The sequence below is a fragment of the Clostridium vincentii genome, assembly GCF_002995745.1.
Taxonomy (GTDB): Bacteria; Bacillota; Clostridia; order Clostridiales; family Clostridiaceae; genus Clostridium; species Clostridium vincentii.
Window position 1 is genome coordinate 1 of record NZ_PVXQ01000032.1, and the last position, 23,554, is coordinate 23,554.

Sequence of the window (23,554 nt, forward strand, 5' to 3'; positions counted from 1 at the left end):
GCGGTGCGAAGGCAAGCGCAACAATCTATAGTATTGTAGAAACTGCCAAAGAAAATGGTTTAAACCCAATGAAATATTTAACTTTTCTATTTGAGAAAATTCCTAATATGGATTTCAAAAATGATCCGGATTTATTTAAATCACTATTTCCATGGAGTAATCTTCCTGCTGAATGCTATTTAAATAAAAAGGATTGAAAATAATCGGTTAATGACTGTCAACGTGACGAGTTATTAACCGCTTACAAAGAGAATACCTTGGAAGTTGAGAATGTTGTTTCAGAAGTGGTTTCTAGCGTAAATAATATTGGACTTATGAATAATGCAATAGCAGAAATTACTGAACAAACAAATCTTCTTGCATTAAATGCAGCTATTGAAGCGGCTAGGGCCGGAGATGCTGGAAAAGGTTTTGCAGTTGTAGCAGATGAAATAAGACGTCTTGCAGAACAAACTGCAAAATCAGCTAAAGATATTGACTCAATAATAAATGAAGTTTCAGAGAAAGTTAAGAAGGCTGTTGAAAAAGTTAAAAGTACTACTGATAGTGTTAATAGTCAGGTAGAAACAGTAAAAGCTGCTGAAAGTATATTTAATAGCATTCTTACTTCTATTGGACAATTAAATACAAAAGTTCAAGAAGTAGCTGTGGGAATCAATGAAGCCAATTCTAAGAAGGATGGAGTCGTTGAAAAGGTACAAAACCTATCAGCAATAGGAGAGGAAACTGCTGCAGGAACAGAGGAGGTTACAGCTTCTTGTGAAGAAGTTGCAGCTTCAACAGATGAGTTCTCAGAATATGCTAATAAATTAAAGAATTTGTCAAAAGATTTAAATGATGATGTTTCTAAATTTAAGTTAAAATAGACACATATTCGTAGAGCTAAGGATTTATTTTTAGCAAAAAAATGTCCTAAAGTAATTAATTTTACTTTAGGACATTTTTATTAATATCTTCTTCTTTTATATCTAGATCTTTTATTACCTCTGTTATTCATCATTTTGATAATAAATAATATCAATACAACTATAATTATTATTACAGCAAGAGCGGCAATATAGATTATTGCATTAGCTTTAATAAGATCAAGTCCACTAATTTCTACGTTACCATTAACTTCTAAAGTAAAGCCTTTAACTTTAACTTCTAAAGGTGTCTCATCTTGTGAGGCAACTTTCCAAGCATTAGTTTCACTTGAATTCAAAATGATTTCAGCTTCACTATTATTTATTTTATTATCATATAAGTTAACATCTTCATTTAAAATTATAGGAGCAGTAATTGTTTTTGTAGGTCCAAAGAATCTAAATAATTTGTATTCTAAATCCGTAGTACCAACTTCTTCTCCTGCTTTTTTGTAAGTTACCTTATCAACAGAAGTACTGTAGTCCATCATGCTATTTAATTCAGGGAATCTAGTTTTATCTAATTGGTTTGATCCGCTTTTAAAAACGATACCTATATACTTTTTATCGTTTCTTTCATAGACACCAGCAAAACAATTTCCAGCTTCATTTGTAAAGCCGGTTTTACCACCGATATTACCGTTTTTACCAAGTTCTTCATTTCTAACTATAAGATTAATTATAGTGTCTTGAGGAAGAGTAACAGTAGCTTCTTTATCGCCTTCTTTTATCATTAAAGTTTCTCGTATCCAATCATTTTCATAGGCCTTTTTCGTAATTACAGCTAATTCATATGCCGTAGAGTAGTTAACGTCTGAACCGTCTGATCCAGGTAGGCCATTAGGGTTTTCATAGTGAGTACCAGTAAGTCCAAACTCCTCTGCCTTAGCATTCATCAAATTAGAAAAGTTTGCAGTGTCACCACCAACAGCATCCGATACCATATAAGCAGCGTCATTTGCTGAGTAAAGTAAAAGAGTCTTCATAACTACATCTGCGGATAAGGTATCACCAACTGTCATTTCTTTATTATTAGTTTTCATATAATTAGAGTCTAATGAATATGGTGGTTGAGCCTTTGCAGTTTCGGTGTATGTAATTGAGTCAGTTTTATTGAATTTTTCTGCGAATAATAATGAAGTCATAAGCTTAGTTGTACTAGCTAAAAACATTTTATCATTAGCATTTTTCTCGTAAATTATTTCACCAGTGTCATAGTCCATTACTATAGCTGCTTGTGAAACAATTGTCGGTTCTACTGCATTTTCCTTTGCAATAACCTTACTAGCAAAAGGCGCTAATAAAGATATGGAAAGGGCTAATGCAAGGGTTTTAATTATTCTTTTTTTTGTCACAATTTATCTCCCCATCTCTTAAAAATTTTTTGAAAACATTTTAATTATAGCATTTATTTTTTTTAATAACAATAATAAATAAAATGTAAAAATATTATTAAAATATAGAAGGGAAATATTTGGAAATAACTAACATTTAATTACATATGATAAAAAATGTAGTATATATTTTTAAAGAATATGGTATACTGTATTTAAGTATTTAAGTATAAAAGAATAGGGGAAGAGGAATAATTTTGAGAGATACATTTAGATGCATAATAAAAGACGAAAAAAGCAATTATTATATTGGTCAAGATTACAATGGGAAAAAGTATAAAATATTAAAGAATGAGCATATTAGGTGTAGGGTTGGAGATGACCTTTATTTTTATGCGAAAAAGGAAGATGGGATTTTAAGAGACAAGTTAACTCCTATTTCAGATGAGATGGCTGGAGTTATTCATAGGAGCTGTACATAAAAATAAGACATAAACATAAAAAAAAGATCCCTTAGGGATCTTTTTTTATTTGTTCCAGTTTTCAGATTTAAATCTATTAAGAATGCTTTCTTTAGCTTTTAGTGCAAAATCATCATCAAGAGAAGTTAGGGGTACATCTCCATATTTTTTATCTAAAGCAAGCTTTAACATTCTATCTGCAAGTTCAGGGTTCTTTGAAAGAAGGGAACCATGAAAGTATGTACAGAAGGTGTTCTTATAGATACAGCCTTCATATCCATCCTCTCCATTATTGCCATAGCCATAAATACATTTTCCAAGAGGTTTTAAATCATTTATATAGGTTCTACCAGAGTGATTTTCGAATCCAACATAAGTTTCATCTGTTTCTTCATTATATATAACAGTATTTCCTATAAATCTATTATCTCCGCCTTCAGTATACATGTTTAATAATCCAAGGCCCTCAAGTCTTTCGCCACTAGGAGCTCTATAATACTTACCAAGAAGTTGGTACCCTCCACATATTGCTAAAAGGACCTTCCCATCTTCTATATATTTAGTTAATTCTTCTTTTTTATTATCCTTTAAATCTTCAGATACTATTGATTGCTCATAGTCTTGGCCACCGCCGAAGAAGATTATGTCCATATCTTCACTTTTAAAATCGTTTTTAAGGGAAACGTCAATAACATTCACCTTAATTCCACGCGCTTCAGCTCTGGCTTTTAAAATTAATATGTTACCTACATCACCATAAACATTTAATAAATCAGGATAAAGATGGCAAATATTTAATTCCATAATATTTTCCTCCTATTGTCTACCAAAGTTTCTTTATATACCCCTTTGAGTAGAGATGCTTTCTATAATTAATCATAGCTGTATATGTTGCTAAAATATAAATTCTATCTGTGGTTGATTTCTTTATTTTTTCAGTTAATGAGTTGTAATCTTCTTCTATTATAAAGGAATCAGTTTTAAGCCCAGCAGTTTTAAGTCTTAATGCCATGTCGTATAATCTATTACCAGAAACAAAAACATCTTTTATTGGAAGATGAGATAATTGTTCGAAATTTACATCCCAAATCCATGAAATATCAGTGCCATCTGCGTAGTTGTCATTTAACATAAATAATGTGGAAAAATCTTCTGTATTTAATGAAAGAGTCTCTAAGGCTTGATTATAGCCAGCAGGATTTTTAACAAGGATTATTTTAATATTCTTGTTTTCAACAATAATCTCTTCTTGTCTTCCAAAACTGGAATCTTGTTTACCTAATGAATCTGCAATTAAATCATCTTCAATTCCCATTTCTTTTCCTATGGCGAATGCACATAATCCATTATATATATTATAAAGACCTGATTGACTAATTGTAACTTTTGCATCGTTCATTAAAACTGTTGAATTCGTAGGGGTTACTTCTAAAATATCTTCAATAGCATATTTTAAATCAGATCTTTTGTAATTACAATTAGGACAATAATAATCACCTAAATGGTTATAAGTAATGAAATTATACTCGTAAGGTGACTTGCAAAATTTGCAAAATTTCGCATCAGCATTAACATCAATAGCTGTTTCATCCGTTAAGGTTTTATTAAATCCAAAATATATAGCTTCATTAGGAACATCTAATTTACCAAATAAAGAATCATCACCATTTAAAACTAACTTTGTAGATGGAACTTTTACTATTCCCTCAAGTATTTTCAATAAAGTAGTATATACCTCGCCGTATCTATCAAGTTGGTCTCTAAAGAGATTAGTAATAGTAATTATTTCTGGATTGATATATTCAGTAACAAATTTAACATTTGCCTCATCTACTTCAATAATTGCATATCTTCCAGAATTGCTTTTGAAAAATCTATAGTTATCTATGAAACAGGACACTACACCACGAAAAAGATTAGCACCAGTACTATTTGTTATAACACTATATCCCTTTTCTTTAAAAATATTCGCAATCATGCTTGTAGTAGTTGTTTTACCGTTAGTACCAGTAACTAAAACGACCCTATAGTCTTTAGCAATTACCTTTAAGATTTGTTTGTCAAACTTTAGTGCTACCATTCCAGGAAATGTACTTCCTCCTTTAAATAGATGCTTAGACAAAAAAATAGTCGTTTTACCTGCCAATAAACTAATAATTGATTTTATATTAATCTTAATCACCACCTTAAATGATCTATAAATATATTTATAGTCTAATTATAAACTTTATCATTAAGTATAACACAAACATGTTTTTACCATCAATGCATTTTTAGTAGATTTTTGTCTATAAGAATGTTAACATTATAGGCATGTATACATTTATAATTCAAGGAGTGGGGAGAGATTATGAGTAAAGATTTAAACGATGATAAAATGAAAAGTGGAAATGATGGGAGTACATATAGAAAATTTATAAATAAGAACCCCGAAATAGAGTCAGCAATAGCAATGTTTTTAGTAATGTTATTTGCAGTTTCAGTTATAGCTATGTGCAAGAGTGCTCAAGGTGATGCAGCTGTTGTAACTAGTATTACTGAAAATCCTGCTGAACAGTACTTCTATGAAAAAGAATATGATAAAGCAATTGAGGAATATACTAAGCTTCAAGAAGAAGAGGAATGGCCTTTAAACTTAGTGAAAGAGGCAGATGTTTATTCTGTTAGGGGTGAGTATAAAATTTCTAATAGACTTTTAAATGAAGCCTCTCAAAAAAGAAATAAGATTATAGATGAACAAGGTAGAGCCGAATATGAGGATTTAGATGGAGAATTAGGTAATTACATAGCATTTACCGCATTAATGAATGGGGACTATAAAAAAGCTTTAGAATATGGAGAAGTATTTTTGGAAGATAACAAAGATGATAAAGAGTTGAAAAGAACACTCTTTGCAATATATTTAACAAATGGCAATAAGGAAAAAGCAAAAGAAATCTTGACGAATTATAATATTGATGAGAAAGCATCATATGATTTGGCTTTATATGGAAAAATGAATATGTTAGTTGATAATTATGATGTAGCTTTTAGTAATTTAAAAGATTCGTGGAATAAAAATAAGGATGAAATTAAAGTTTTTGATATTATAGAAGAAATGGCAGAAGGGAATATGGAAGATACAATTAATAAAATAACTGAACTTTCAGAAGAAAATCCAGAAGAAAAAGTCTACAAGGTATGGCTTGCTAAATGTTATTCAATGGATGAAAGCAAAACAGATAAGGGTATAGAGCTTATAGAAGAACTTAAAGATGAAGACCTAGGAAATAGTATGTTTAGTAGTATTTCAGCTGAAATTGAAAAGAATGCTGGGAACACAGAAGAGTCAGATGCAATAATGAAAAGTATTATTGGGAAAAAAGAAAAAACTTATGTAGATTATAATATTGAAAGTCAGTATTACTTTGATAACAAGGAATACGATAAGGCTCTTGAAGCATGTAAACAAAGTATACTTAAGAATGGAGACTATTTGGATAATTATGCGGTATTAATGCCGGATATTATGATAAAGAAGAAACAAGTTGAGTTGGCAGAACCTTATTTCAGAACAGCATTAAGAAAAGAACCATTTAATTCTAGGCTGATTTCAAATATTGCAGATTATTATAATAGTACTGCTAAAGATATAAATACAGCATATCCATATTACAATCTTGCAGTTGCGTTAAATCCAAAGGACGATACTATCTATTATAGTATGGCATTATCTGATTTAAATAATAATAAGTCAGAAGAAGCAATAGTTCAGTTGAAAAAAGCTATTGAACTAAAAGGAAATGAAATTACATATCATAACACCTTAAGTGTAATCTATTTTAATAATAAAAAAATGGATAATTCTATAGAGGAAATAAGAGCAGCCTATGAAATAGACAATAATAATATAATGGCATTAAATAATGCAGGATGTTATTATCTTTCTAATACAGATGAAATAGAAAGAGGTGTGGACAATCTATTAGGAGCCTATGAAAAAATGGATAATAATGTAGATTCAGAAACTAGAAGTACAATTACTATTAACTATGAAAAGGCTAAACAATATTTAAAAGACTATAATGATAATAAATCAAATGCTACAAAACCAGAATTGCAAATGTTATATTAGATATACTAAACATTTAAGAGACTAAGAGATAAGGTCTTAGTTTCTCTATCTATAAAGGGATGGAGGCATACTATGAAGAAAACAAAGAAACCTATTGCTAGAATATTATTATTAGTACTAGTAGTAGTTGGATGTAGCTTATTATATATGAAATTTTTTAAAACTAATAAGGGGTTATTAGTTTCAACCTGGGAAAATGTTTACAATGAAAATAATATTAACTTATTTTATATGGAAGAAAATGCACTTGATAGTAGTACAAATCTTAAAGCATTAAATGAAACATACAATATACAGGAAATAGTATCTAAGGTAGTAGATGAAAAAGAAAAGGTTTTAAAAACTACAGAAATATTAAATGATATTATTGAATATGATGATGTAGCAGATTCAATATCCTTAAATGGAAATGGTATTTTAAAAGAAAAAGGAACAAATAAAAAGGTATCAGGCAGAGATATGGCCTATATTGAAAGAGATGTTTTATTGGCATCTGGATTTATAAGTAGAATAGGTGAATTTAGACAAGAGGATCCTCAATTCGAAAATATTCCAAGTTATTATGTAGTTGAATATTGGAGCCCGGAATATAAAAAGTGGATTATGATTGATTTTAGAGATGAAGGATATTTTGAAAAAGAAAATAACCCATTATCAGCTACGGAAGTTATTGATGAAAAAATAAAAGATATAATTTATATAGGAAATGATACTCAAAATAATTTTAGAAAAAAGCTGAATAAATATTTATCCTCTTATACTATAGCTATAGACAATACTTTGCCTATGGAAAATAGCAATAGTTATATTACATATATCAAAGATACTGAGGATATACATCTTAAAAAAGATTCTGAATTTATTAAACCTACCATTTTCACTACAAGTAAAAGTTTGTTTGAAATGAATCCTACTGATAAAGCAACGGGTAAAGATACAAAGGCATATTTAATATTAATGAAGAAACCTGTTCAAGAAACTACTGTAATTAGTTATGTAGTAGCGGGATTTAAAGATGGCGCTGTAATAGATAAAGCCTATTTACGGGTAAATGGAGAGAGTTTTGAGAAATTTGAAAAATATAAAGATATAGAGATTAAAGAGGGTACAAATGATATAGAGCTTTCTTTAGATGGTGTAAATGTTATTAGTAAAATAGTTATTGAGAATAATAAATAACTACTAATAATATATTAAAACTATTAAATCAATAGACAAGCATATTTATAATAAGTATAATTAAACCAAAATTTAAAAGAAAAGGCGTGGTAATATTGGGATTGGATTTGATTTTTATATTTAAAGCTATTGTAACAGCAATAGTAGAAGGGCTTACTGAATTTGTACCTGTATCATCAACAGGTCATATGATTTTAGTTGGGCATGCAATAGACTTTAAGGGTCCATTTGCAGATATGTTTCAAGTTGTAATTCAACTAGGAGCTATTTTGGCAGTAGTAGTTTTATACTGGAAGAAGATTAAAGACAGCGTAATAGAATTTTTTAAGTATATATTTTCTAAAGGTAAAGATGGAGAAACAGGATTTAAATTTGGAATTAATGTAATAATAGGTTCCATTCCAGCTGGAATTGTAGGAGTTTTATTTTATAGCAAGATAAAGACTCTTTTTACACCAGAAGCTGTAATAGTTGGATTTATTGTCGGGGGTATTTTATTAATAATAATAGAAAATTTATTTAGAAAAAGAAAACATGCAGTTAAAGATATAGATCAAATAACTCCTAAGCAATCATTAATTGTAGGACTATTTCAAGTGCTTTCAATGTGGCCAGGAATGTCAAGAAGTGCTTCAACTATTATGGGGGGATGGATTGCAGGAATTTCCACTCCTATAGCAGCTGAATTTTCATTTTTCTTAGCAATTCCTGCTATGATAGGATCTTCAGGAAAAGATCTTTTTGAATTTAACTATGCCCTAATGAATGCAACAAATTGGGTTGCACTTATAGTTGGATTTATAGTTGCTTTTATTGTTTCTTTAGTAGTTATGGAGAAGTTTGTAGCTTTCTTAAAGAAGAGACCAATGAGAGTATTTGCTGTTTATAGAGTAGCAGTTGGAATATTACTTGCTATTTTAGTATTTACTAAGATAATATCTTTGGCATAAAGATTTATAATGAGTCCATAATAATAGATATAAAGTCTACTATTATGGACTCGTTTTTTTATAGATTAATAAGACAATTTTAGTTTTTTAAGGTAATTCAATTGAGATAAAATACTTTTAAGTTAATTAAAAGTATGATATCATAATATATAGAGAAGACAGTAATGAGGAGCACGTTGTAAACATTATCATGAAAATTGTCTTTTGGTAAGTGTTTATATATTTTTTTACCTTAAATTGTTTGAAAATAAAGAAAATACAAACAATTATCTTATAGTATACAGATAGAGGGGGATTAACAAAATGACACAAGAAATCAAAAAAATTGCTATATTAACAGGTGGTGGTGATTGCCCCGGGCTGAATGCTGTAATAAGGGCTGTAACAAGAACCGCAATATTAACTTGTGGATATGAAGTTATAGGTTATAAGTTTGGGTATAGAGGCTTATATAATAATGATTTTATTCCTCTAACACTTGATGCGGTATCTGGAATTCTAAATAGAGGTGGAACTATAATTTATAGTTCAAATAAAGATAATTTATTTGATTACCAAGTAGAAGAAAATGGTGAAAGGGTTAAGAGGGATGTATCTGATGTAGCTGTTGAGAATTTAAAAAAAGAAGGTGTTGACGCATTAATCATAGTTGGTGGTGATGGAACTTTAACTTCAGCTAGAGATTTTTCTAGAAAAGGAGTTAATGTAATAGGTGTTCCAAAGACTATTGATAATGATTTAGCATCAACAGATGTTACTTTTGGATTCAATACAGCTATAGATGTTGCGACTGAAGCACTAGATAGACTTCATACAACAGCAGAATCACATCATAGAATAATGATTTGTGAAGTAATGGGTAGAAATGCTGGATGGATAGCTCTAGAGTCAGGAATTGCAGGCTCAGCTGATGTAATATTAATACCTGAAATTCCATATGATATAAATAAGATAATTGAGAAAATAGAAGATAGAGGAACACACGGCAAATTATTCACTATTATAGTTGTAGCTGAGGGGGCTAAACCTAAAGATGGCCATGTAGTAGTATCTAAGATTGTTAAGGATAGTCCTGATCCAATTAGACTTGGAGGTATAGGGAATAAACTAGCAGATGATTTGGAGAGATTAATAGAAGATCATGAAGTTAGATGTACAGTTTTAGGGCATATACAAAGAGGTGGAACTACATCAACCTTCGATAGAATTCTCTCAACTAGATATGGGGTAGCAGCTATAGAATTAATTAATGAGGGTAAATTCGGTGAAATGGTCTGTCTAAGGGGTAATAAAATAGTTTCTGATAGTTTAGAGAATGTTATAGGTCAAAAAACTAAGCAAGTAGATCCAGATGGAGAATTAGTTACAATTGCGAAAAAGATTGGAACGTCTTTTGGGGATTAACAACAAAAGCACTAATTCTTGGAATTAGTGTTTTTCTCTTACAATAAGACTTCTAAATTTTAAGACAATATGATATAATTGCGGATAGAAATATATTGTCTACGTTACAGGAGGGTATTATGAAAGAAATAAAAAAATATTTAGAATCAAGAATTGGAACTTATGGATTCTTCTTTGAGGATCTAGCAAGTGGATTTATTTATGGGTATAATGAAAATGTTAAATTAATAGCAGCAGGGTGTATGAAGTTACCGATTGCAGTCTCATTAATAAAGGCAGTTGAGGATGAAAAAGTTACGTTTATGGATAAAATAGCAATAAGTGCTAGTGACAAGGTTTATGGTACAGGAATAATTCATGAATTTAATGCTAGAGATTATACTGTATTTGAATTGTTAGTTGCTATGCTTATTCAAAGTGATAATACAGCTGCAAATAAAATTATAGATATTGTTGGAATGGATAATATTAACAAAAACATACAAGATATGGGGATTAAAAATACTATATTAAATAGAAAGACAAGTGATGAGAGAATAAAGAAAAGTGACATAGAAAATATAACAACTGCTTATGATCTTTCTATAATATGGAGACATTTGTATAAAGGTACCTATCTTACTCAAGAAAATAGTACTATGTTAATAGATATATTAAGAAGGCAGCAAATTAAAAATAAACTTGCATTATATATCCCTGATGACTTAAAATTTGAAATTTCTAGTAAAACAGGAGATAAAAAAGGTGTGGAAAATGATACAGCATTAATACAATTACAAAAGGGCACCTTTGTATTTACCGTTTTATCAACAGGAATACCCAATAGTGTCTATGGGACAGTTACATTAGCAAAATGTGGAAAGATGATGTGGGATAACATTCAGAATAACTGGCATTAAATTAACTATTATGACTCCTAGGGAACTAGGAGTCATTTTTTTTCTTGAATATAAAATTTGTAATATATTATAAATAGTTAGAATAAAAATCTAATGAAGGGGGTGAGGTTGTGAAGGATTCATGGATAGAACCAAAGCATATAGACCTTGGAAATGAGGAAATAAAAAAAAATGAAAATTTAGTTGATTGTAATGATAAAGCACATAAAGAAATAAAAAGGGATTCAAAAACAGATTCAGCAGACAGATACAAAGGGAATAGTAATTAAGTTATTTCGTAATAGACATACAAATAGTAAAACTATTATTGTGCATAGTTAATTTTAAGATAAAAAGTTTCTTGAGGAGTGTTTTAATGAGTAGAATATTTGAGGAAATTAAGGAAGCAAAAGCGTTGGATGCAAATTCAGGAAACTTTGAACTGTTATATTTATATTCATACGAAAATATATCCATTGGTGAGGAATTAGAACTAGCACAAGAATTAATAAATGAAATTCTCTTAATATATAATGAAGATAATTTTAAATTTAATTCTAGTCTAGAAAAAATCCCTTTAATTTATTACATGAATTCTATAAGTAATAAATTAAATCTATTAGTGAAGGAAGATATAATTGAAGAAAAATGGTTAATAGAGTTAACTAATAATTTAATATATAAAGGCGAGAGACCATGGGAGGTAAAGCTTGGATTAATTTTAGCTAAAAATTATCTGCCAAACGAAAAATTATTAGAGGTAGTTCAAACCTTTTCTAAGAGTGGAGAGTATATATTTTATTTACTGAATACCATTAGAAATCTTAAAGGATACAATTCTTACCTATTTAATTTAGCTAAAAATTCTAAGGGCGTTGTTAAAGTTTTTGCTATAACAAATATGGAAATGATAAAGGATGATATAATACTATATTTGTTAGAAGACGGCTATAAGGATGATGAATATGAAGATTTTTTAATTAGTTATATATTCACTGGGATTAAACTTGAAAATTATATGAAAAATATTGATAAAGAAAATTTAGAAAGATTTTCATCTTTACTTTGCAATTATCTAAGAGGCCAGGAGTACAGTAATCTAAATGCAAAACATGAATTTTTAGAGAGATACATCCCTAAGGTTTTTGAAATAGGAGAGGATTTCTATTCTTTAGAAGCCTTGTTATTAATGAAACAAGCAATTGTTGATGATAAGGGAATAAATTCTAATAATCCAAATTTAGAATATTATATTACTGAATTTTTGGAGAAGAAAACATGGGAAAAGATTTTCCTAGATGGAATGAAAGAAGGGAAAGGTTACTGTAAAAGTATAATATTAATGGCAGACTTTTATGAATATGAATTAGATTTTAATGATTTTGTTCCATATTTAAATGCTGATCCTAAGGATTACGAGGGCTACTATTATGTAATTAATAGTGGAAATAAGGAAGATATTTTAAAACTATTAGAGTTTTTTAAGAAAAACTTTAATATAGAAGAGTTAACTAGAAATCCAGAAGATATAACTAAGGATATGTTAGACAGTCATTATTTAGATGAGATGGTATTTACTTTAGTTTTAAAGGGAAGTAGGATTTTATATCCTAAAGGTAAAGAAATAGCCTTAAATGGTATATCTGCAAAAACCAATGATTGTAGGAACGAAGCTATAAAAACTCTTAGACGGTATAAGGATAAGCTTACTAAAAAGGATCTGGATTTAATCGGTAAAGCTTATGATAATGAACCTAATTATGAACTAAAGGAAAAATTAGAAAGGTTATTATACAAAGGAAATAATGAAAAAAAAGAAAATATTATCATAGATAAACTTAAAATAGATGAGCATGTCGGAGATATTTATATATTATCAACTAATGTGGCGGGATCCCAATTTAGAAGTAGAAGGTTTCTAGAGGAGGAACTTGAAAAGAGTAATCTATTTTATTTGCAGATAGAAGAGGATAATCCTTATGATGATAGAGCAATTAAAATAGCTGGGGAGAGTGGATTTGTTATAGGATTTATTTCTAGATGTGATAATTTTATATTAAAGAATCTTTTAAAAGGTGGGAAATATTTATTCTGTAAGATTAAGGAATATGATCTTGAAAAAAATCATATAAGGATAAGAGTTTATCTCAGCTACAGAGATGTAATTGAATCTATAAATGATACTATATTAATGATAAATGGTGAAAATACCGGAGGGTTTATAAATTAAAGATTTAGAATATGATTAATATTGACAATAACGTGATTAGATGGTATTCTTAATCCAAAGAAAAACCTTTAATTTGGTCCAGAGAGATCGATAAGGAAGTTATTTAATACCGTTATACATTAGGATTATTATGCCTTCCTTTATATTAAAGGAAGGCATTTTTTAGCTTATAAGTGAGTGCATACGAGTCAGTTTTCCTTTATAAGCTATAACCCTCTAATTTTAGTTGATAGAAGTTAAGAAGTTAAGAAGGAGTGAAGACGTATGGAAAAGAAACATTTAATAGATCCAATGGATTTTTCAGTTAAAGAACTAGACGAAATTTTTGAATTAGCACATCAAATAATTGAAGATCCTAAGAAATTCTCAAAAATTTGTGATGGAAAAATTTTAGCGACACTATTCTATGAACCTAGTACAAGAACTAGATTTAGCTTCGAAGCCGCAATGATGAGATTAGGGGGGAAGATTTTAGGCTTTTCAGAGCCGAATTCAAGCTCAGCATCAAAAGGTGAAACTCTAGCAGATACTATAAAAATGGTATCAATATATACAGATATAATTGCCATGAGGCATCCAAAGGAAGGATCTGCAAGAGTAGCAAGTATTTATTCAAATGTTCCTATAATAAATGCTGGGGACGGTGGACATCAACATCCAACTCAAACTTTAGCAGATCTTCTTACCATAGAATCATTAAAGATGGGTTTAAAGGGTCATACTGTAGGGATTTGTGGAGATTTAAGATATGGAAGAACAGTTCATTCCTTAATTAAGGCAATGACAAGATACGAGGATACAAAGTTTATTTTGATATCACCTAAGGAACTTAAGATTCCAGATTACATAAGAGAAGAGTTTATAAAAAAGAATAATATAGAATTTAAAGAAGTTGAAAGACTTGAAGAAGTAATAGCTGAATTAGATATTCTTTATATGACAAGAATACAGAAGGAAAGGTTCTTTAATGAAGAAGAATATTTAAGACTTAAAGATAGTTACATATTAGATGAAGAGAAAATGAAAATTGCAAAAGAAGATATGATAGTAATGCATCCACTACCTAGAGTAAATGAGATTTCTATGGAAGTAGATAATGATAGAAGGGCAGCTTATTTCAAGGAAGCAGAATATGGAATGTATGTTAGAATGGCCTTAATGTGCAAACTATTGGAGGTAATTTAGATGCTAGAAATTACAAGTATCAAAAATGGATTGGTAATAGATCATATACAAGCAGGAATGGGAATAAAGATATTTAATTATCTTAATTTAGATAAATCAGAAGATCCAGTAGCATTAATCATGAATGCAGAAAGTAAAAGGTTAGGGAAAAAAGATATAATTAAGATAGAAAAAGAAAATTGGGATGATATAGACTATACAGTACTTGGACTTATGTCACCTTCTATAACTATAAATGAAGTTAAGGATAGTAAGAAAGTTGGTAAGATTAAACCAACTCTACCAAAGCGTGTCCAGAATATACTGATTTGTAAAAATCCAAGTTGTATTACAGGAGTAGAGAAATATGTGCCTCATTCATTTGTATTGATGGATGCGGAAAAGGGAACATATAGATGCGAATATTGTGATGAAATAACAAAATTATCTGAAGTTTAATAAAACTTTATGGAGGTGTATGGATGAACTTATTAATAAAAAATGCTAGAGTTATAGACTGTAGTCAAGACTTTATTGGTGATATATACATAGAAGGTGGAGTAATTCAGGAAATTTCCAGGGAAATTATTAAAAAGGATGCCCCTTGTTTAGATGCAAAGGGTTTAGTTTTAATGCCTTCTTTTATAGATACTCACGCTCATTTTAGAGATCCAGGACTTACTTGGAAGGAAGATATAGAAACAGGATCAAAGGCTGCTGTAGCAGGAGGATATACTGGAGTTTGTTTAATGGCAAATACTAATCCAATATGCTCAAGTAAGGAAACTTTAGACTATGTTATAGAAAAAGGGCAGGAAATCGGATTGATAGATATACATCAATGTCTATCCATTACTAAAAATTTTGATGGAAAGACTTTAGAACATTTAGATGAGCTAAAGGACTATAAAAGGATAAGGGCTATATCAGATGATGGTATAGGGGTTAAAGATGGAAGAGTTATGCTTGAAGCTTTAAAAAAGGCTAAGGAATATGGCTGGGTAATTATGTCCCATGCCGAAAGTTCGGAGTTTTCAGATATGGATATGAGACTTGCAGAGGATATGATGACTCAAAGGGATGTTGAACTTGCAAAATATACCGGGGGAAGACTTCATATGTCACATGTTTCAACTAAGGATTCCATGGAATATGTAATAGATGGAAAACTTAAAGGAGCTAATGTAACATGCGAAGTTACACCACATCATATTGCACTAACAAGAGATGAAAATAATTATAGAGTAAATCCTCCAATAAGAGAAAAAAGAGATGTAGAATTTTTACATAAGGCTATTAAGGATGGATTTGTAGATTGCATAGGAACAGACCATGCACCTCATACCACTGAAGAAAAGTTAAAGGGATCACCAGGAATGGTAGGATTGGAAACAGCTTTTCCTATTTGCTATACGACCTTAGTTACGGGCAAAATTATTTCTTTGAATAAGCTAAGTGAAATTATGAGTAAAAATCCAGCTAATATTCTTGGAATGAATAAGGGAACAATAAGCATAGGTAAAGAAGGAGATTTAGTTCTTCTTGATTTAGATAAAAAGTTTAAGGTTGATTCAAGTAAATTCTACTCAAAGGGGCATAACACACCTTTTGAAGGTATGGAGTTTTATGGAGAAGTTCAAATGACAATAAAGGGTGGAAAAATAGTATATAAAAAATAGGAGTGGATTTTATGAGTACAATAATGGATAAACTTTATAAAAGAGTTGAAGAAAGAGGAGTAGTTTGCCTAGGGCTAGATACTGCAATAGAATATGTACCAGAGCATATAAAAAAAGGTAAATCAGATGAGGATGCTATAGTTGAATTTAATAAACAAATTATAGAGAAAACCTTTGATGTTGTAGCTTGCTTTAAGGTGCAAATTGCTTATTATGAAGCTTTAGGAATTTCAGGAATGATGGCTTATAAAAGAACTCTAGAACTTTTAAGAGAAAAGGATGCAATAATAGTTGCTGATATAAAGAGAGGGGACATAGCTGCAACTGCAAAGATGTATGCTAAGGCCCACTTTGAAGGAGATTTTGAGGCTGATTTTATTACACTAAACCCTTATATGGGAATGGATAGTATAGAACCATACCTGCCTTTTATGGAAACTGGAAAGAAGGGGATATTTAGCTTAGTTAGAACTTCTAACAAGGGTGCTGAGGATATAGAATATTTAGATACAACCTCTGGTGATAAAGTATATAGTATAGTTGGAGATAAGTTAATGGAAATGGGGAAAACTTTAATTTCAGATTGTGGATATCATCCCTTAGGAGGGGTTATAGGTTGTACTCATGTTGAAGAGGGTATAGCTATAAGAAAGAGATTTGATTCTATGTTTTTTCTAATCCCAGGTTATGGTGCCCAAGGCGGAAAGGCTGAAGATGTTGCTATGTATTTGAATAATGGCAATGGTGGAGTCGTAAATTCTTCAAGAGGAATATTATTAGCTTATAAGAAGGAAAACAGACCGGAGGAATTTGCAATCTGTGCTAGAGAAGAAACTATAAGAATGAGAGATGAAATTAATACAGCTGTAAAGAATCTGTAGATAAGGGGGTATATATGAGTATTACATATAAAAAAGCAAAGGTACTTTCAAATGAAAAAATAGTGGATGGAATTTTTAAGCTTGTATGTGAAGATGAAAATTCTATTAAGGCTGGACAATTCTACATGCTTAAACTAGATGGTCAAACCTTACTTCCAAGGCCAATAAGTATTTGTGAAAAGACAGGTAACGAAATAACCTTTTTATATGCTGTAGTTGGAAAGGGAACTGAAGAGTTTTCAAAGCTTAGAGCAGGGGAGGAAATAGCCTTAACTGGTCCTCTTGGAAATGGTTTTAATCTAGAAGAAGAACTAGGCAAAGTTGCCATTGTAGCTGGTGGTATTGGAACTGCACCTATGGTTGAAGTGGCAAAAAGACTTAGAGAAAAAAATAACAAGGAAATTATAGATGTATATGCAGGATTTAGAGATGAGGTATATTTAATAGAAGAACTTAAAGAATATGCAAATAAGGTAGATGTGACAACTAATACAGGAAAGCATGGACATAAGGGATTTGTAACTGAAATATTTAAGCCAGAGGAATATGATACAGTACTGTGTTGTGGACCTGAAATGATGATGAAGGCAGTAGTTGAAATGTGTAAAAAGAAGAATGTTAAAATATATCTTTCCATGGAAAAACATATGGCATGTGGAGTAGGTGCTTGTCTAGTATGTACTTGCAAGACTAAGGATGGATATAAGAGAAGCTGTAAAGATGGCCCAATCTTTGATGGGGACTATGTAGAGTTATAAAAAAACCAAGGGGGAAAAGTATGTGTTAAAGGTAAATATAAATGGTGTGGATTTTAAAAACCCAGTTATAGCAGCTTCAGGAACTTTTGGTTTTGGTGCAGAGTATAACAATTTTTATGATGTAGGAATCCTTGGAGGAATATCGTCTAAGGGATTAACTATTAATCAAAAAGAAGGTAATGATGGAATAAGAGTTTTTGAAACTCCATCAGGAATGATGAATTCAGTTGGACTTAATAACCCAGGTATTGATAGATTTATTGAAAATGAACTTCCTAACATGGAACTTTTTGGAACTAACATTTTAGCTAATGTTGGTGGAGGATGTTTTGATGATTATGCTGAAGCTATAGAAAAGTTAAACAATACTTCTGTTCAGATAATTGAACTTAACATTTCATGTCCAAATGTTAAGGCTGGAGGAATGGCTTATGGAATTAAGGCAGATGTAGCCTATGAATTCGTGAAGAAAATTAAGAGGATAAGCAAGAAACCTCTTATGGTTAAATTATCACCAAACGCAGAAGATATAGTTGATATGGCTCTTAAATGTGAAGCAGCTGGGGCAGATTCTTTAAGTTTAATAAATACTCTAAAGGGATTAGCTATAGATATATATAAGAGAAAACCAATATTTCAAAATGTATATGCAGGTCTTTCAGGCCCCGCAGTTAAACCTATAGCACTAAGAATGGTTCATGAAGTATCCAAGGCTGTAGAAATACCGGTTATTGGGCTTGGCGGAATTTCTACAGGCGTTGATGCTATAGAGTTTATGATGGCAGGAGCTAGTGCAATTCAGATTGGAACTATAAACTTTGCAAATCCAATGGCAGGTAAAGAAATAATTGATGAGATGGAAGCTTTTTGCATCTCTCAAGGAATTAAAGACATAAATGAAATAGTAGGAATTATATAGGAGGAATTAAAAATGCAACAGTATAAAAAGGATTTTATAGAATTTATGATTGAATGTGGAGTTTTAACTTTTGGAGACTTCGTAACTAAAAGTGGTAGAAGGACGCCTTTCTTTGTAAACACAGGAAACTATAGAAAAGGAAGTCAACTTAAAAAATTAGGAGAATTCTACGCCACAGCAATTAAGGAAAACTTTCCACAAGATTACAACGTAGTATTTGGACCAGCTTATAAGGGAATCCCTTTAAGCGTTACTACTACAATTGCATTATCAGATATGTATGGAATTGATGTTAATTATTGTTCAAATAGAAAAGAAGTGAAGGATCATGGAGACAAAGGAATACTCCTTGGAAGCAATATAACAGATGGAGATAAGATTCTTATAGTTGAGGATGTTACAACTGCAGGAACTTCAATTTATGAAACTATGCCTCTCTTAAATCAGCAAGGCAAGGTAGAGGTAGCTGGACTTATAATTTCTGTTGATAGAATGGAAAGAGGACAAGGTGAAAAATCTGCATTAACTGAAATTCGAGAAAAGTTTGGATTTAAAACTTGTGCTATAGTTACTATGGCTGAGGTTAGAGAATATCTTTATAATAAAGAGATTAATGGTAATGTGATTATTGATGATGCGATAAATTCTAGAATTGATGATTACTATAAGGAATATGGAGCTAAGTAAAAATATAAATAAAATTTATAAAAAGGTGTCGCCAGATTTAATTATTGGTGGCACCTTTTTATATGGGTTAAAATATATATCCCTCTTTCTCTAATACACTAACTGTTTTATCTAAACTATCTGACTTAACTAAAATATAATCTGTATTAAAAGTTGAAACAACAAAAATTCCTATTTCATTAATAGCTAAAAGAGTTGATATTTTTGAAATGATTCCTATTAAAGAAAAATCTAACTCCCCTTCTATTCGTAAAGCTTTCCAACCATTCTCGCATGAAATACATTTTTGAGGAACAAATTTAGTATTACATACTAAAGAGAGTTCTTGATCAGTTTTTCCAAGAAAAAAAAGTTCATCATTGAAATTAATTTCTGAAATATTGTTGATTTTACAAACTGATAGTTCATAATTTAAAATTTTTAAGTTCATACCTTACCTCCTGATGTATTTTTTATGTTTGTAGATAATTTATAGGTTAATTATAACTTTTAATTTGATATTAATGTATATAATTAGAATATCTTTATAAAGTGAGTGAATATAATACCTGAATTTGCATTATTGACAATGTAACTTATAAATATTATACTGATGTTAATTACTAGTCATATAACTGACGGAAGTGGGTAACCACATGAAGTATGACTATAGAAAGCCGACCGTCTGGGCACAAGTGCTCAGGCGGTCGTTTTTTTATAGCTAATAACATTTCAATTAAATATTTATAAAACTATTTAATTGATAGGAAAAATATGTTATAATAAGTTTATGGTAATAGTGATAAATATTATCAATGCAAAGACAGAGGAGGAATTTTAAAATGTTTAAACAATGGGAAGGTTTTAATACTGGAAGTTGGAAAGAAAAAATCGATGTAAGAAATTTTATTCAAAAGAATTATAAATTATACGAGGGTGATTCAGAATTCCTTCAGAAAACAACCGAAAAAACTGATAAGGTATGGGCAAAGGCTCATCATTTAATAGTAGAGGAAATTAAAAAAGGCGTAATTGATATAGCTACAGATAGAGTTTCAGGTATAGATAACTATGAACCAGGTTTCATAGATAAGGATAATGAAGTAATTGTTGGGCTTCAAACAGATGCTCCACTTAAAAGAATTGTAAATCCTTTTGGTGGTTTAAGGATGGCTAAAACATCTTTAGAAGCATATGGATATACTATGGATAAGGACATTGAAAATCATTTTGCTAAGTATAGAAAAACTCATAATGAAGGTGTTTTCGATGCTTATCCAAAGAAAGTAAGAACAGCAAGAAGTGTAGGACTTTTAACTGGACTTCCAGATGCTTATGGACGTGGAAGAATTATAGGCGATTATAGAAGGGTTGCTCTTTATGGAGTAGATTATTTAATACAAGATAAGAAGAAGGATCTTGCAGATCTTGAAGAAGTAGATGGAGATTACTTAGATGAGAGTATAAGAAAGAGAGAAGAAGTTTCTGAACAAATAAGAGCACTAGTGGCAATTAAGTCAATGGCTGCAAAATATGGCTGTGACATATCTAAACCAGCTCAAACAGCTCAAGAAGCAGTTCAAGCTGTATATATTGGATATCTAGCAGGTATTAAAGAGAATAATGGTGCAGCTACATCTTTAGGAAGAACTTCAAGTTTCTTAGACATATATATTGAAAGAGATTTGGAAGCTGGATTAATAGAAGAAATTGAAGCGCAAGAGATTATAGATCAATTTATAATTAAGTTAAGGTTAGTTAGACATTTAAGAACTCCTGAATACAATGAATTATTTGGTGGAGATCCTACTTGGGTAACAGAATCAATTGGAGGAATGGGAATTAATGGTAAGGCATTAGTTACTAAAAATTCTTATAGATACTTGCATACTTTAATTAATTTAGATACAGCACCAGAACCAAACCTTACAATTCTTTGGTCACCTAATTTACCAGAGAACTTTAAGAAATATTGTGCAGAAATATCAATAAAAACAGATTCAATTCAATATGAAAATGATGAAATAATGAGACCAGTTTATGGTGATGATTATGCAATAGCTTGTTGTGTATCTGCTATGAAGGTTGGTAAACAAATGCAATTTTTCGGAGCTAGATGTAATATAGCTAAATCACTTTTATATGCTATAAATGGTGGCGTTGATGAAAAGATGGGTATATTAGCAGTACCTGGAATTGAAAAGATAGATGATGAGATTCTTGATTTTGATAAGGTTAAGAAAAACTATGACAAGGTTCTAGAATATGTTGCTAAGTTGTATGTAGATACAATGAATATAATTCACTGCATGCATGATAAATATGCTTATGAAGCAGGACAAATGGCATTTCATGATACAGAAGTTGAAAGATTAATGGCATTTGGTATTGCAGGTCTTTCTGTAGCTATAGATTCATTATCTGCTATAAAATATGCTAAGGTTAAGCCAATTAGAAATGAAGCTGGAATAGCTGTAGATTTTGAAACAATTGGAGAATTCCCTAAGTATGGAAATGATGATGACAGAGCAGATGATTTAGGTGTTGATTTAGTAACTAAATTCACAGCTGAGCTTAAGAAACATCCATTATATAGAGATGCGCATCACACTCTATCAGTTTTAACAATAACATCTAATGTTATGTATGGTAAAAAGACTGGGTCAACTCCAGATGGAAGAAAATTAGGAGAACCATTAGCTCCAGGTGCTAACCCAATGCACGGAAGAGATGAAAATGGAGCTTTAGCTTCACTAAATTCAGTAGCTAAGATTCCTTACACTGGAATATGCCAAGATGGTGTGTCAAACACTTTCTCAATTGTCCCAGAGGCATTAGGGAAGGATGAGGGTCAAAAAACTAATAACTTAGTTGCAATACTTGATGGATATTTCGCTCAAGGAGCACATCACTTAAATGTTAATGTATTAAATCGAGATACATTAATTGATGCTATGGAAAATCCAGAAAAGTATCCAACCTTAACAATTAGAGTTTCAGGTTATGCTGTTAACTTTAATAGACTCTCTAGGGAACAACAATTAGAAGTAATAAGTAGAACTTTCCATAAGAGTATGTAGGTTGCAGAAAAGGGCTAAGAGGAATTTTCTCTTAGCCCTTTTATTTTTTTTATATAGTATTAACAAGTAATAAATAATAGACAATAGTAATGGAGGTTGATTAAATGATTAAAGGTAGGATTCATTCAATAGAATCAATGGGTCTTGTAGATGGACCTGGAATAAGGGTTGTGGTATTTTTTCAAGGTTGTGAATTAAGATGTAAATACTGTCATAATCCTGATACATGGGCAAAGGTGGGTGGAAAAGAATATACCGCAGAAGAACTTGTTAATAAGGTAGAAAGGTTTAAAGCTTACTTTGATAAAAGTGGAGGTGGAATTACTCTATCAGGAGGAGAGCCTTTAAGACAACCAGATTTTTTAATAGAAGTTCTAAAGCTATGTAAAGAAAAAGGAATAAGAACATGTGTTGATACTGCTGGATATGGGTTTGGAAAGTATGATGAAATATTAAAGTATACGGATTTAGTTCTTTTTGATGTTAAGGATATTACAAAAGAAGGATATAAGAATGTTACTCAAAGAGATATGGATGAATCTTTAAATTTTCTAGAAGCTACTAAGAGAAATAATACTAAGATGTGGATAAGACATGTTGTAGTTCCTGGAATGACTGATGGAGAAGAACATATTAAGGCATTTAAAGAGTATATAGAGAATATTCCTAATGTAGAAAAAGTAGAATTATTGCCGTACCATTTGTTGGGAGTAAATAAATACGAAACATTAAAGATAGCTTACCCATTAGATGGAGTTCCTGCAATGGATAAAGAAGTTATTGAGATATATAAAAATATAATTAATAGTAAAAAAACTGGCAATGAAACTTGATGTTTTATTGTCAGTTTTTTTACTATTAATATTTTTACCGAATTATTTTCACCTATTTTATTCATAATGAAATAAAAATGTGCAAATAAAATTAATATATTTAGAAATTTATAAATAAA

The 23,554-nt window shown here is 30.5% G+C and carries 23 protein-coding genes and 1 riboswitch; of the genes, 19 read left to right on the forward strand and 4 right to left on the reverse strand.

Annotated features, from left to right (window positions below; all coding sequences use genetic code 11):
• Both CLVI_RS17890 and CLVI_RS12815 read left to right on the forward strand, forming a co-directional pair.
• On the forward strand, positions 1-197 hold a 197-nt coding region (locus tag CLVI_RS17890), incomplete at its 5' end, for a transposase domain-containing protein (RefSeq protein WP_170065669.1).
• Positions 198-257: 60 nt separating this feature from the next.
• Positions 258-866, forward strand: a complete 609-nt coding sequence (locus tag CLVI_RS12815) for a methyl-accepting chemotaxis protein (protein WP_106060518.1) — start codon at positions 258-260, stop codon at positions 864-866.
• 80 nt (positions 867-946) lie between these two features.
• On the opposite strand, the gene CLVI_RS12820 is transcribed toward CLVI_RS12815, so the two are convergent.
• On the reverse strand, positions 947-2,260 hold the full coding sequence (locus tag CLVI_RS12820; RefSeq protein WP_106060519.1) for a D-alanyl-D-alanine carboxypeptidase family protein: 1,314 nt from the start codon (positions 2,258-2,260) through the stop codon (positions 947-949).
• A 236-nt stretch (positions 2,261-2,496) separates the two neighbouring features.
• Between CLVI_RS12820 and CLVI_RS12825 the strand changes: the two genes are divergently transcribed.
• Positions 2,497-2,721, forward strand: coding sequence for a hypothetical protein (locus CLVI_RS12825; protein WP_106060520.1), 225 nt, complete (start codon positions 2,497-2,499; stop codon positions 2,719-2,721).
• Positions 2,722-2,766: 45 nt separating this feature from the next.
• On the opposite strand, the gene CLVI_RS12830 is transcribed toward CLVI_RS12825, so the two are convergent.
• Both CLVI_RS12830 and CLVI_RS12835 read right to left on the reverse strand, forming a co-directional pair.
• Positions 2,767-3,504, reverse strand: a complete 738-nt coding sequence (locus tag CLVI_RS12830) for a type 1 glutamine amidotransferase (protein ID WP_106060521.1) — start codon at positions 3,502-3,504, stop codon at positions 2,767-2,769.
• Positions 3,505-3,523: 19 nt separating this feature from the next.
• Positions 3,524-4,882, reverse strand: a complete 1,359-nt coding sequence (locus tag CLVI_RS12835) for a Mur ligase family protein (RefSeq protein WP_106060522.1) — start codon at positions 4,880-4,882, stop codon at positions 3,524-3,526.
• 168 nt (positions 4,883-5,050) lie between these two features.
• Here CLVI_RS12835 and CLVI_RS12840 point away from each other — a divergent pair, with 168 nt between their 5' ends.
• The 14 genes from CLVI_RS12840 to pyrE all read left to right on the forward strand — a co-directional run bounded on the left by CLVI_RS12840 (position 5,051) and on the right by pyrE (position 19,543).
• Positions 5,051-6,814: a tetratricopeptide repeat protein gene (locus CLVI_RS12840; RefSeq protein WP_106060523.1), complete on the forward strand. Its 1,764-nt coding sequence runs from the start codon at positions 5,051-5,053 to the stop codon at positions 6,812-6,814.
• Positions 6,815-6,886: 72 nt separating this feature from the next.
• Positions 6,887-7,993 carry a hypothetical protein gene (locus CLVI_RS12845; protein ID WP_106060524.1) on the forward strand — a complete coding sequence of 369 codons (1,107 nt, stop codon included), beginning with the start codon at positions 6,887-6,889 and terminating at the stop codon, positions 7,991-7,993.
• Positions 7,994-8,088: 95 nt separating this feature from the next.
• Complete coding sequence (locus tag CLVI_RS12850) at positions 8,089-8,943, forward strand: undecaprenyl-diphosphate phosphatase (protein ID WP_106060525.1); 855 nt, start codon at positions 8,089-8,091, stop codon at positions 8,941-8,943.
• Positions 8,944-9,246: 303 nt separating this feature from the next.
• Positions 9,247-10,347, forward strand: a complete 1,101-nt coding sequence (locus tag CLVI_RS12855) for a 6-phosphofructokinase (protein WP_106060526.1) — start codon at positions 9,247-9,249, stop codon at positions 10,345-10,347.
• 119 nt (positions 10,348-10,466) lie between these two features.
• A complete protein-coding gene (locus tag CLVI_RS12860; protein ID WP_106060527.1) occupies positions 10,467-11,246 on the forward strand; it encodes a serine hydrolase in 780 nt (259 codons plus the stop codon).
• 110 nt (positions 11,247-11,356) lie between these two features.
• Positions 11,357-11,515, forward strand: coding sequence for a hypothetical protein (locus CLVI_RS17520; protein ID WP_170065670.1), 159 nt, complete (start codon positions 11,357-11,359; stop codon positions 11,513-11,515).
• Positions 11,516-11,601: 86 nt separating this feature from the next.
• Positions 11,602-13,455, forward strand: coding sequence for an HIRAN domain-containing protein (locus CLVI_RS12865; protein WP_106060528.1), 1,854 nt, complete (start codon positions 11,602-11,604; stop codon positions 13,453-13,455).
• A 264-nt stretch (positions 13,456-13,719) separates the two neighbouring features.
• A complete protein-coding gene (pyrB, locus tag CLVI_RS12870) occupies positions 13,720-14,640 on the forward strand; it encodes an aspartate carbamoyltransferase (RefSeq protein WP_106060529.1) in 921 nt (306 codons plus the stop codon).
• Entirely contained in the window at positions 14,641-15,078 is a 438-nt protein-coding gene (locus tag CLVI_RS12875; protein ID WP_106060530.1) for an aspartate carbamoyltransferase regulatory subunit, read from the forward strand.
• Between the two features lie 23 nt (positions 15,079-15,101).
• Positions 15,102-16,298 carry a dihydroorotase gene (locus CLVI_RS12880; protein ID WP_106060531.1) on the forward strand — a complete coding sequence of 399 codons (1,197 nt, stop codon included), beginning with the start codon at positions 15,102-15,104 and terminating at the stop codon, positions 16,296-16,298.
• An 11-nt stretch (positions 16,299-16,309) separates the two neighbouring features.
• Positions 16,310-17,179, forward strand: coding sequence for an orotidine-5'-phosphate decarboxylase (gene pyrF, locus CLVI_RS12885; protein WP_106060532.1), 870 nt, complete (start codon positions 16,310-16,312; stop codon positions 17,177-17,179).
• A 14-nt stretch (positions 17,180-17,193) separates the two neighbouring features.
• The gene (locus CLVI_RS12890; protein WP_106060533.1) at positions 17,194-17,937 is read left to right on the forward strand and encodes a dihydroorotate dehydrogenase electron transfer subunit; all 744 of its coding nucleotides are present in this window, start codon (positions 17,194-17,196) and stop codon (positions 17,935-17,937) included.
• 22 nt (positions 17,938-17,959) lie between these two features.
• Positions 17,960-18,856, forward strand: a complete 897-nt coding sequence (locus CLVI_RS12895) for a dihydroorotate dehydrogenase (RefSeq protein WP_106060534.1) — start codon at positions 17,960-17,962, stop codon at positions 18,854-18,856.
• Positions 18,857-18,868: 12 nt separating this feature from the next.
• Positions 18,869-19,543 (forward strand): orotate phosphoribosyltransferase, encoded by a 675-nt coding sequence (gene pyrE, locus CLVI_RS12900; RefSeq protein WP_106060535.1) that lies wholly within the window; start codon positions 18,869-18,871, stop codon positions 19,541-19,543.
• 67 nt (positions 19,544-19,610) lie between these two features.
• On the opposite strand, the gene CLVI_RS12905 is transcribed toward pyrE, so the two are convergent.
• Positions 19,611-19,973: an ACT domain-containing protein gene (locus CLVI_RS12905; protein WP_106060536.1), complete on the reverse strand. Its 363-nt coding sequence runs from the start codon at positions 19,971-19,973 to the stop codon at positions 19,611-19,613.
• 170 nt (positions 19,974-20,143) lie between these two features.
• Positions 20,144-20,220: riboswitch (ZMP/ZTP riboswitch) on the forward strand.
• Between the two features lie 144 nt (positions 20,221-20,364).
• On the opposite strand from CLVI_RS12905, the gene pflB reads away from it, so the two are divergent.
• Both pflB and pflA read left to right on the forward strand, forming a co-directional pair.
• The gene (pflB, locus tag CLVI_RS12910; protein ID WP_106060537.1) at positions 20,365-22,602 is read left to right on the forward strand and encodes a formate C-acetyltransferase; all 2,238 of its coding nucleotides are present in this window, start codon (positions 20,365-20,367) and stop codon (positions 22,600-22,602) included.
• A gap of 104 nt (positions 22,603-22,706) precedes the next feature.
• Positions 22,707-23,435, forward strand: a complete 729-nt coding sequence (gene pflA / locus CLVI_RS12915) for a pyruvate formate-lyase-activating protein (RefSeq protein WP_106060538.1) — start codon at positions 22,707-22,709, stop codon at positions 23,433-23,435.
• Positions 23,436-23,554 lie beyond the last annotated feature (119 nt).

Excerpts from the sequence above, each read along its gene's own strand:
- CLVI_RS12830 (WP_106060521.1), bottom strand. The coding sequence starts at position 3,504 with ATGGAATTAAATATTTGCCATCTTTATCCTGATTTATTAAATGTTTAT.
- CLVI_RS12840 (WP_106060523.1), top strand. The coding sequence starts at position 5,051 with ATGAGTAAAGATTTAAACGATGATAAAATGAAAAGTGGAAATGATGGG.
- CLVI_RS12845 (WP_106060524.1), top strand. The coding sequence starts at position 6,887 with ATGAAGAAAACAAAGAAACCTATTGCTAGAATATTATTATTAGTACTA.
- CLVI_RS12855 (WP_106060526.1), top strand. The coding sequence starts at position 9,247 with ATGACACAAGAAATCAAAAAAATTGCTATATTAACAGGTGGTGGTGAT.
- CLVI_RS12860 (WP_106060527.1), top strand. The coding sequence starts at position 10,467 with ATGAAAGAAATAAAAAAATATTTAGAATCAAGAATTGGAACTTATGGA.
- CLVI_RS12865 (WP_106060528.1), top strand. The coding sequence starts at position 11,602 with ATGAGTAGAATATTTGAGGAAATTAAGGAAGCAAAAGCGTTGGATGCA.
- pyrB (WP_106060529.1), top strand. The coding sequence starts at position 13,720 with ATGGAAAAGAAACATTTAATAGATCCAATGGATTTTTCAGTTAAAGAA.
- CLVI_RS12875 (WP_106060530.1), top strand. The coding sequence starts at position 14,641 with ATGCTAGAAATTACAAGTATCAAAAATGGATTGGTAATAGATCATATA.
- CLVI_RS12880 (WP_106060531.1), top strand. The coding sequence starts at position 15,102 with ATGAACTTATTAATAAAAAATGCTAGAGTTATAGACTGTAGTCAAGAC.
- pyrF (WP_106060532.1), top strand. The coding sequence starts at position 16,310 with ATGAGTACAATAATGGATAAACTTTATAAAAGAGTTGAAGAAAGAGGA.
- CLVI_RS12890 (WP_106060533.1), top strand. The coding sequence starts at position 17,194 with ATGAGTATTACATATAAAAAAGCAAAGGTACTTTCAAATGAAAAAATA.
- pyrE (WP_106060535.1), top strand. The coding sequence starts at position 18,869 with ATGCAACAGTATAAAAAGGATTTTATAGAATTTATGATTGAATGTGGA.
- CLVI_RS12905 (WP_106060536.1), bottom strand. The coding sequence starts at position 19,973 with ATGAACTTAAAAATTTTAAATTATGAACTATCAGTTTGTAAAATCAAC.
- pflB (WP_106060537.1), top strand. The coding sequence starts at position 20,365 with ATGTTTAAACAATGGGAAGGTTTTAATACTGGAAGTTGGAAAGAAAAA.
- pflA (WP_106060538.1), top strand. The coding sequence starts at position 22,707 with ATGATTAAAGGTAGGATTCATTCAATAGAATCAATGGGTCTTGTAGAT.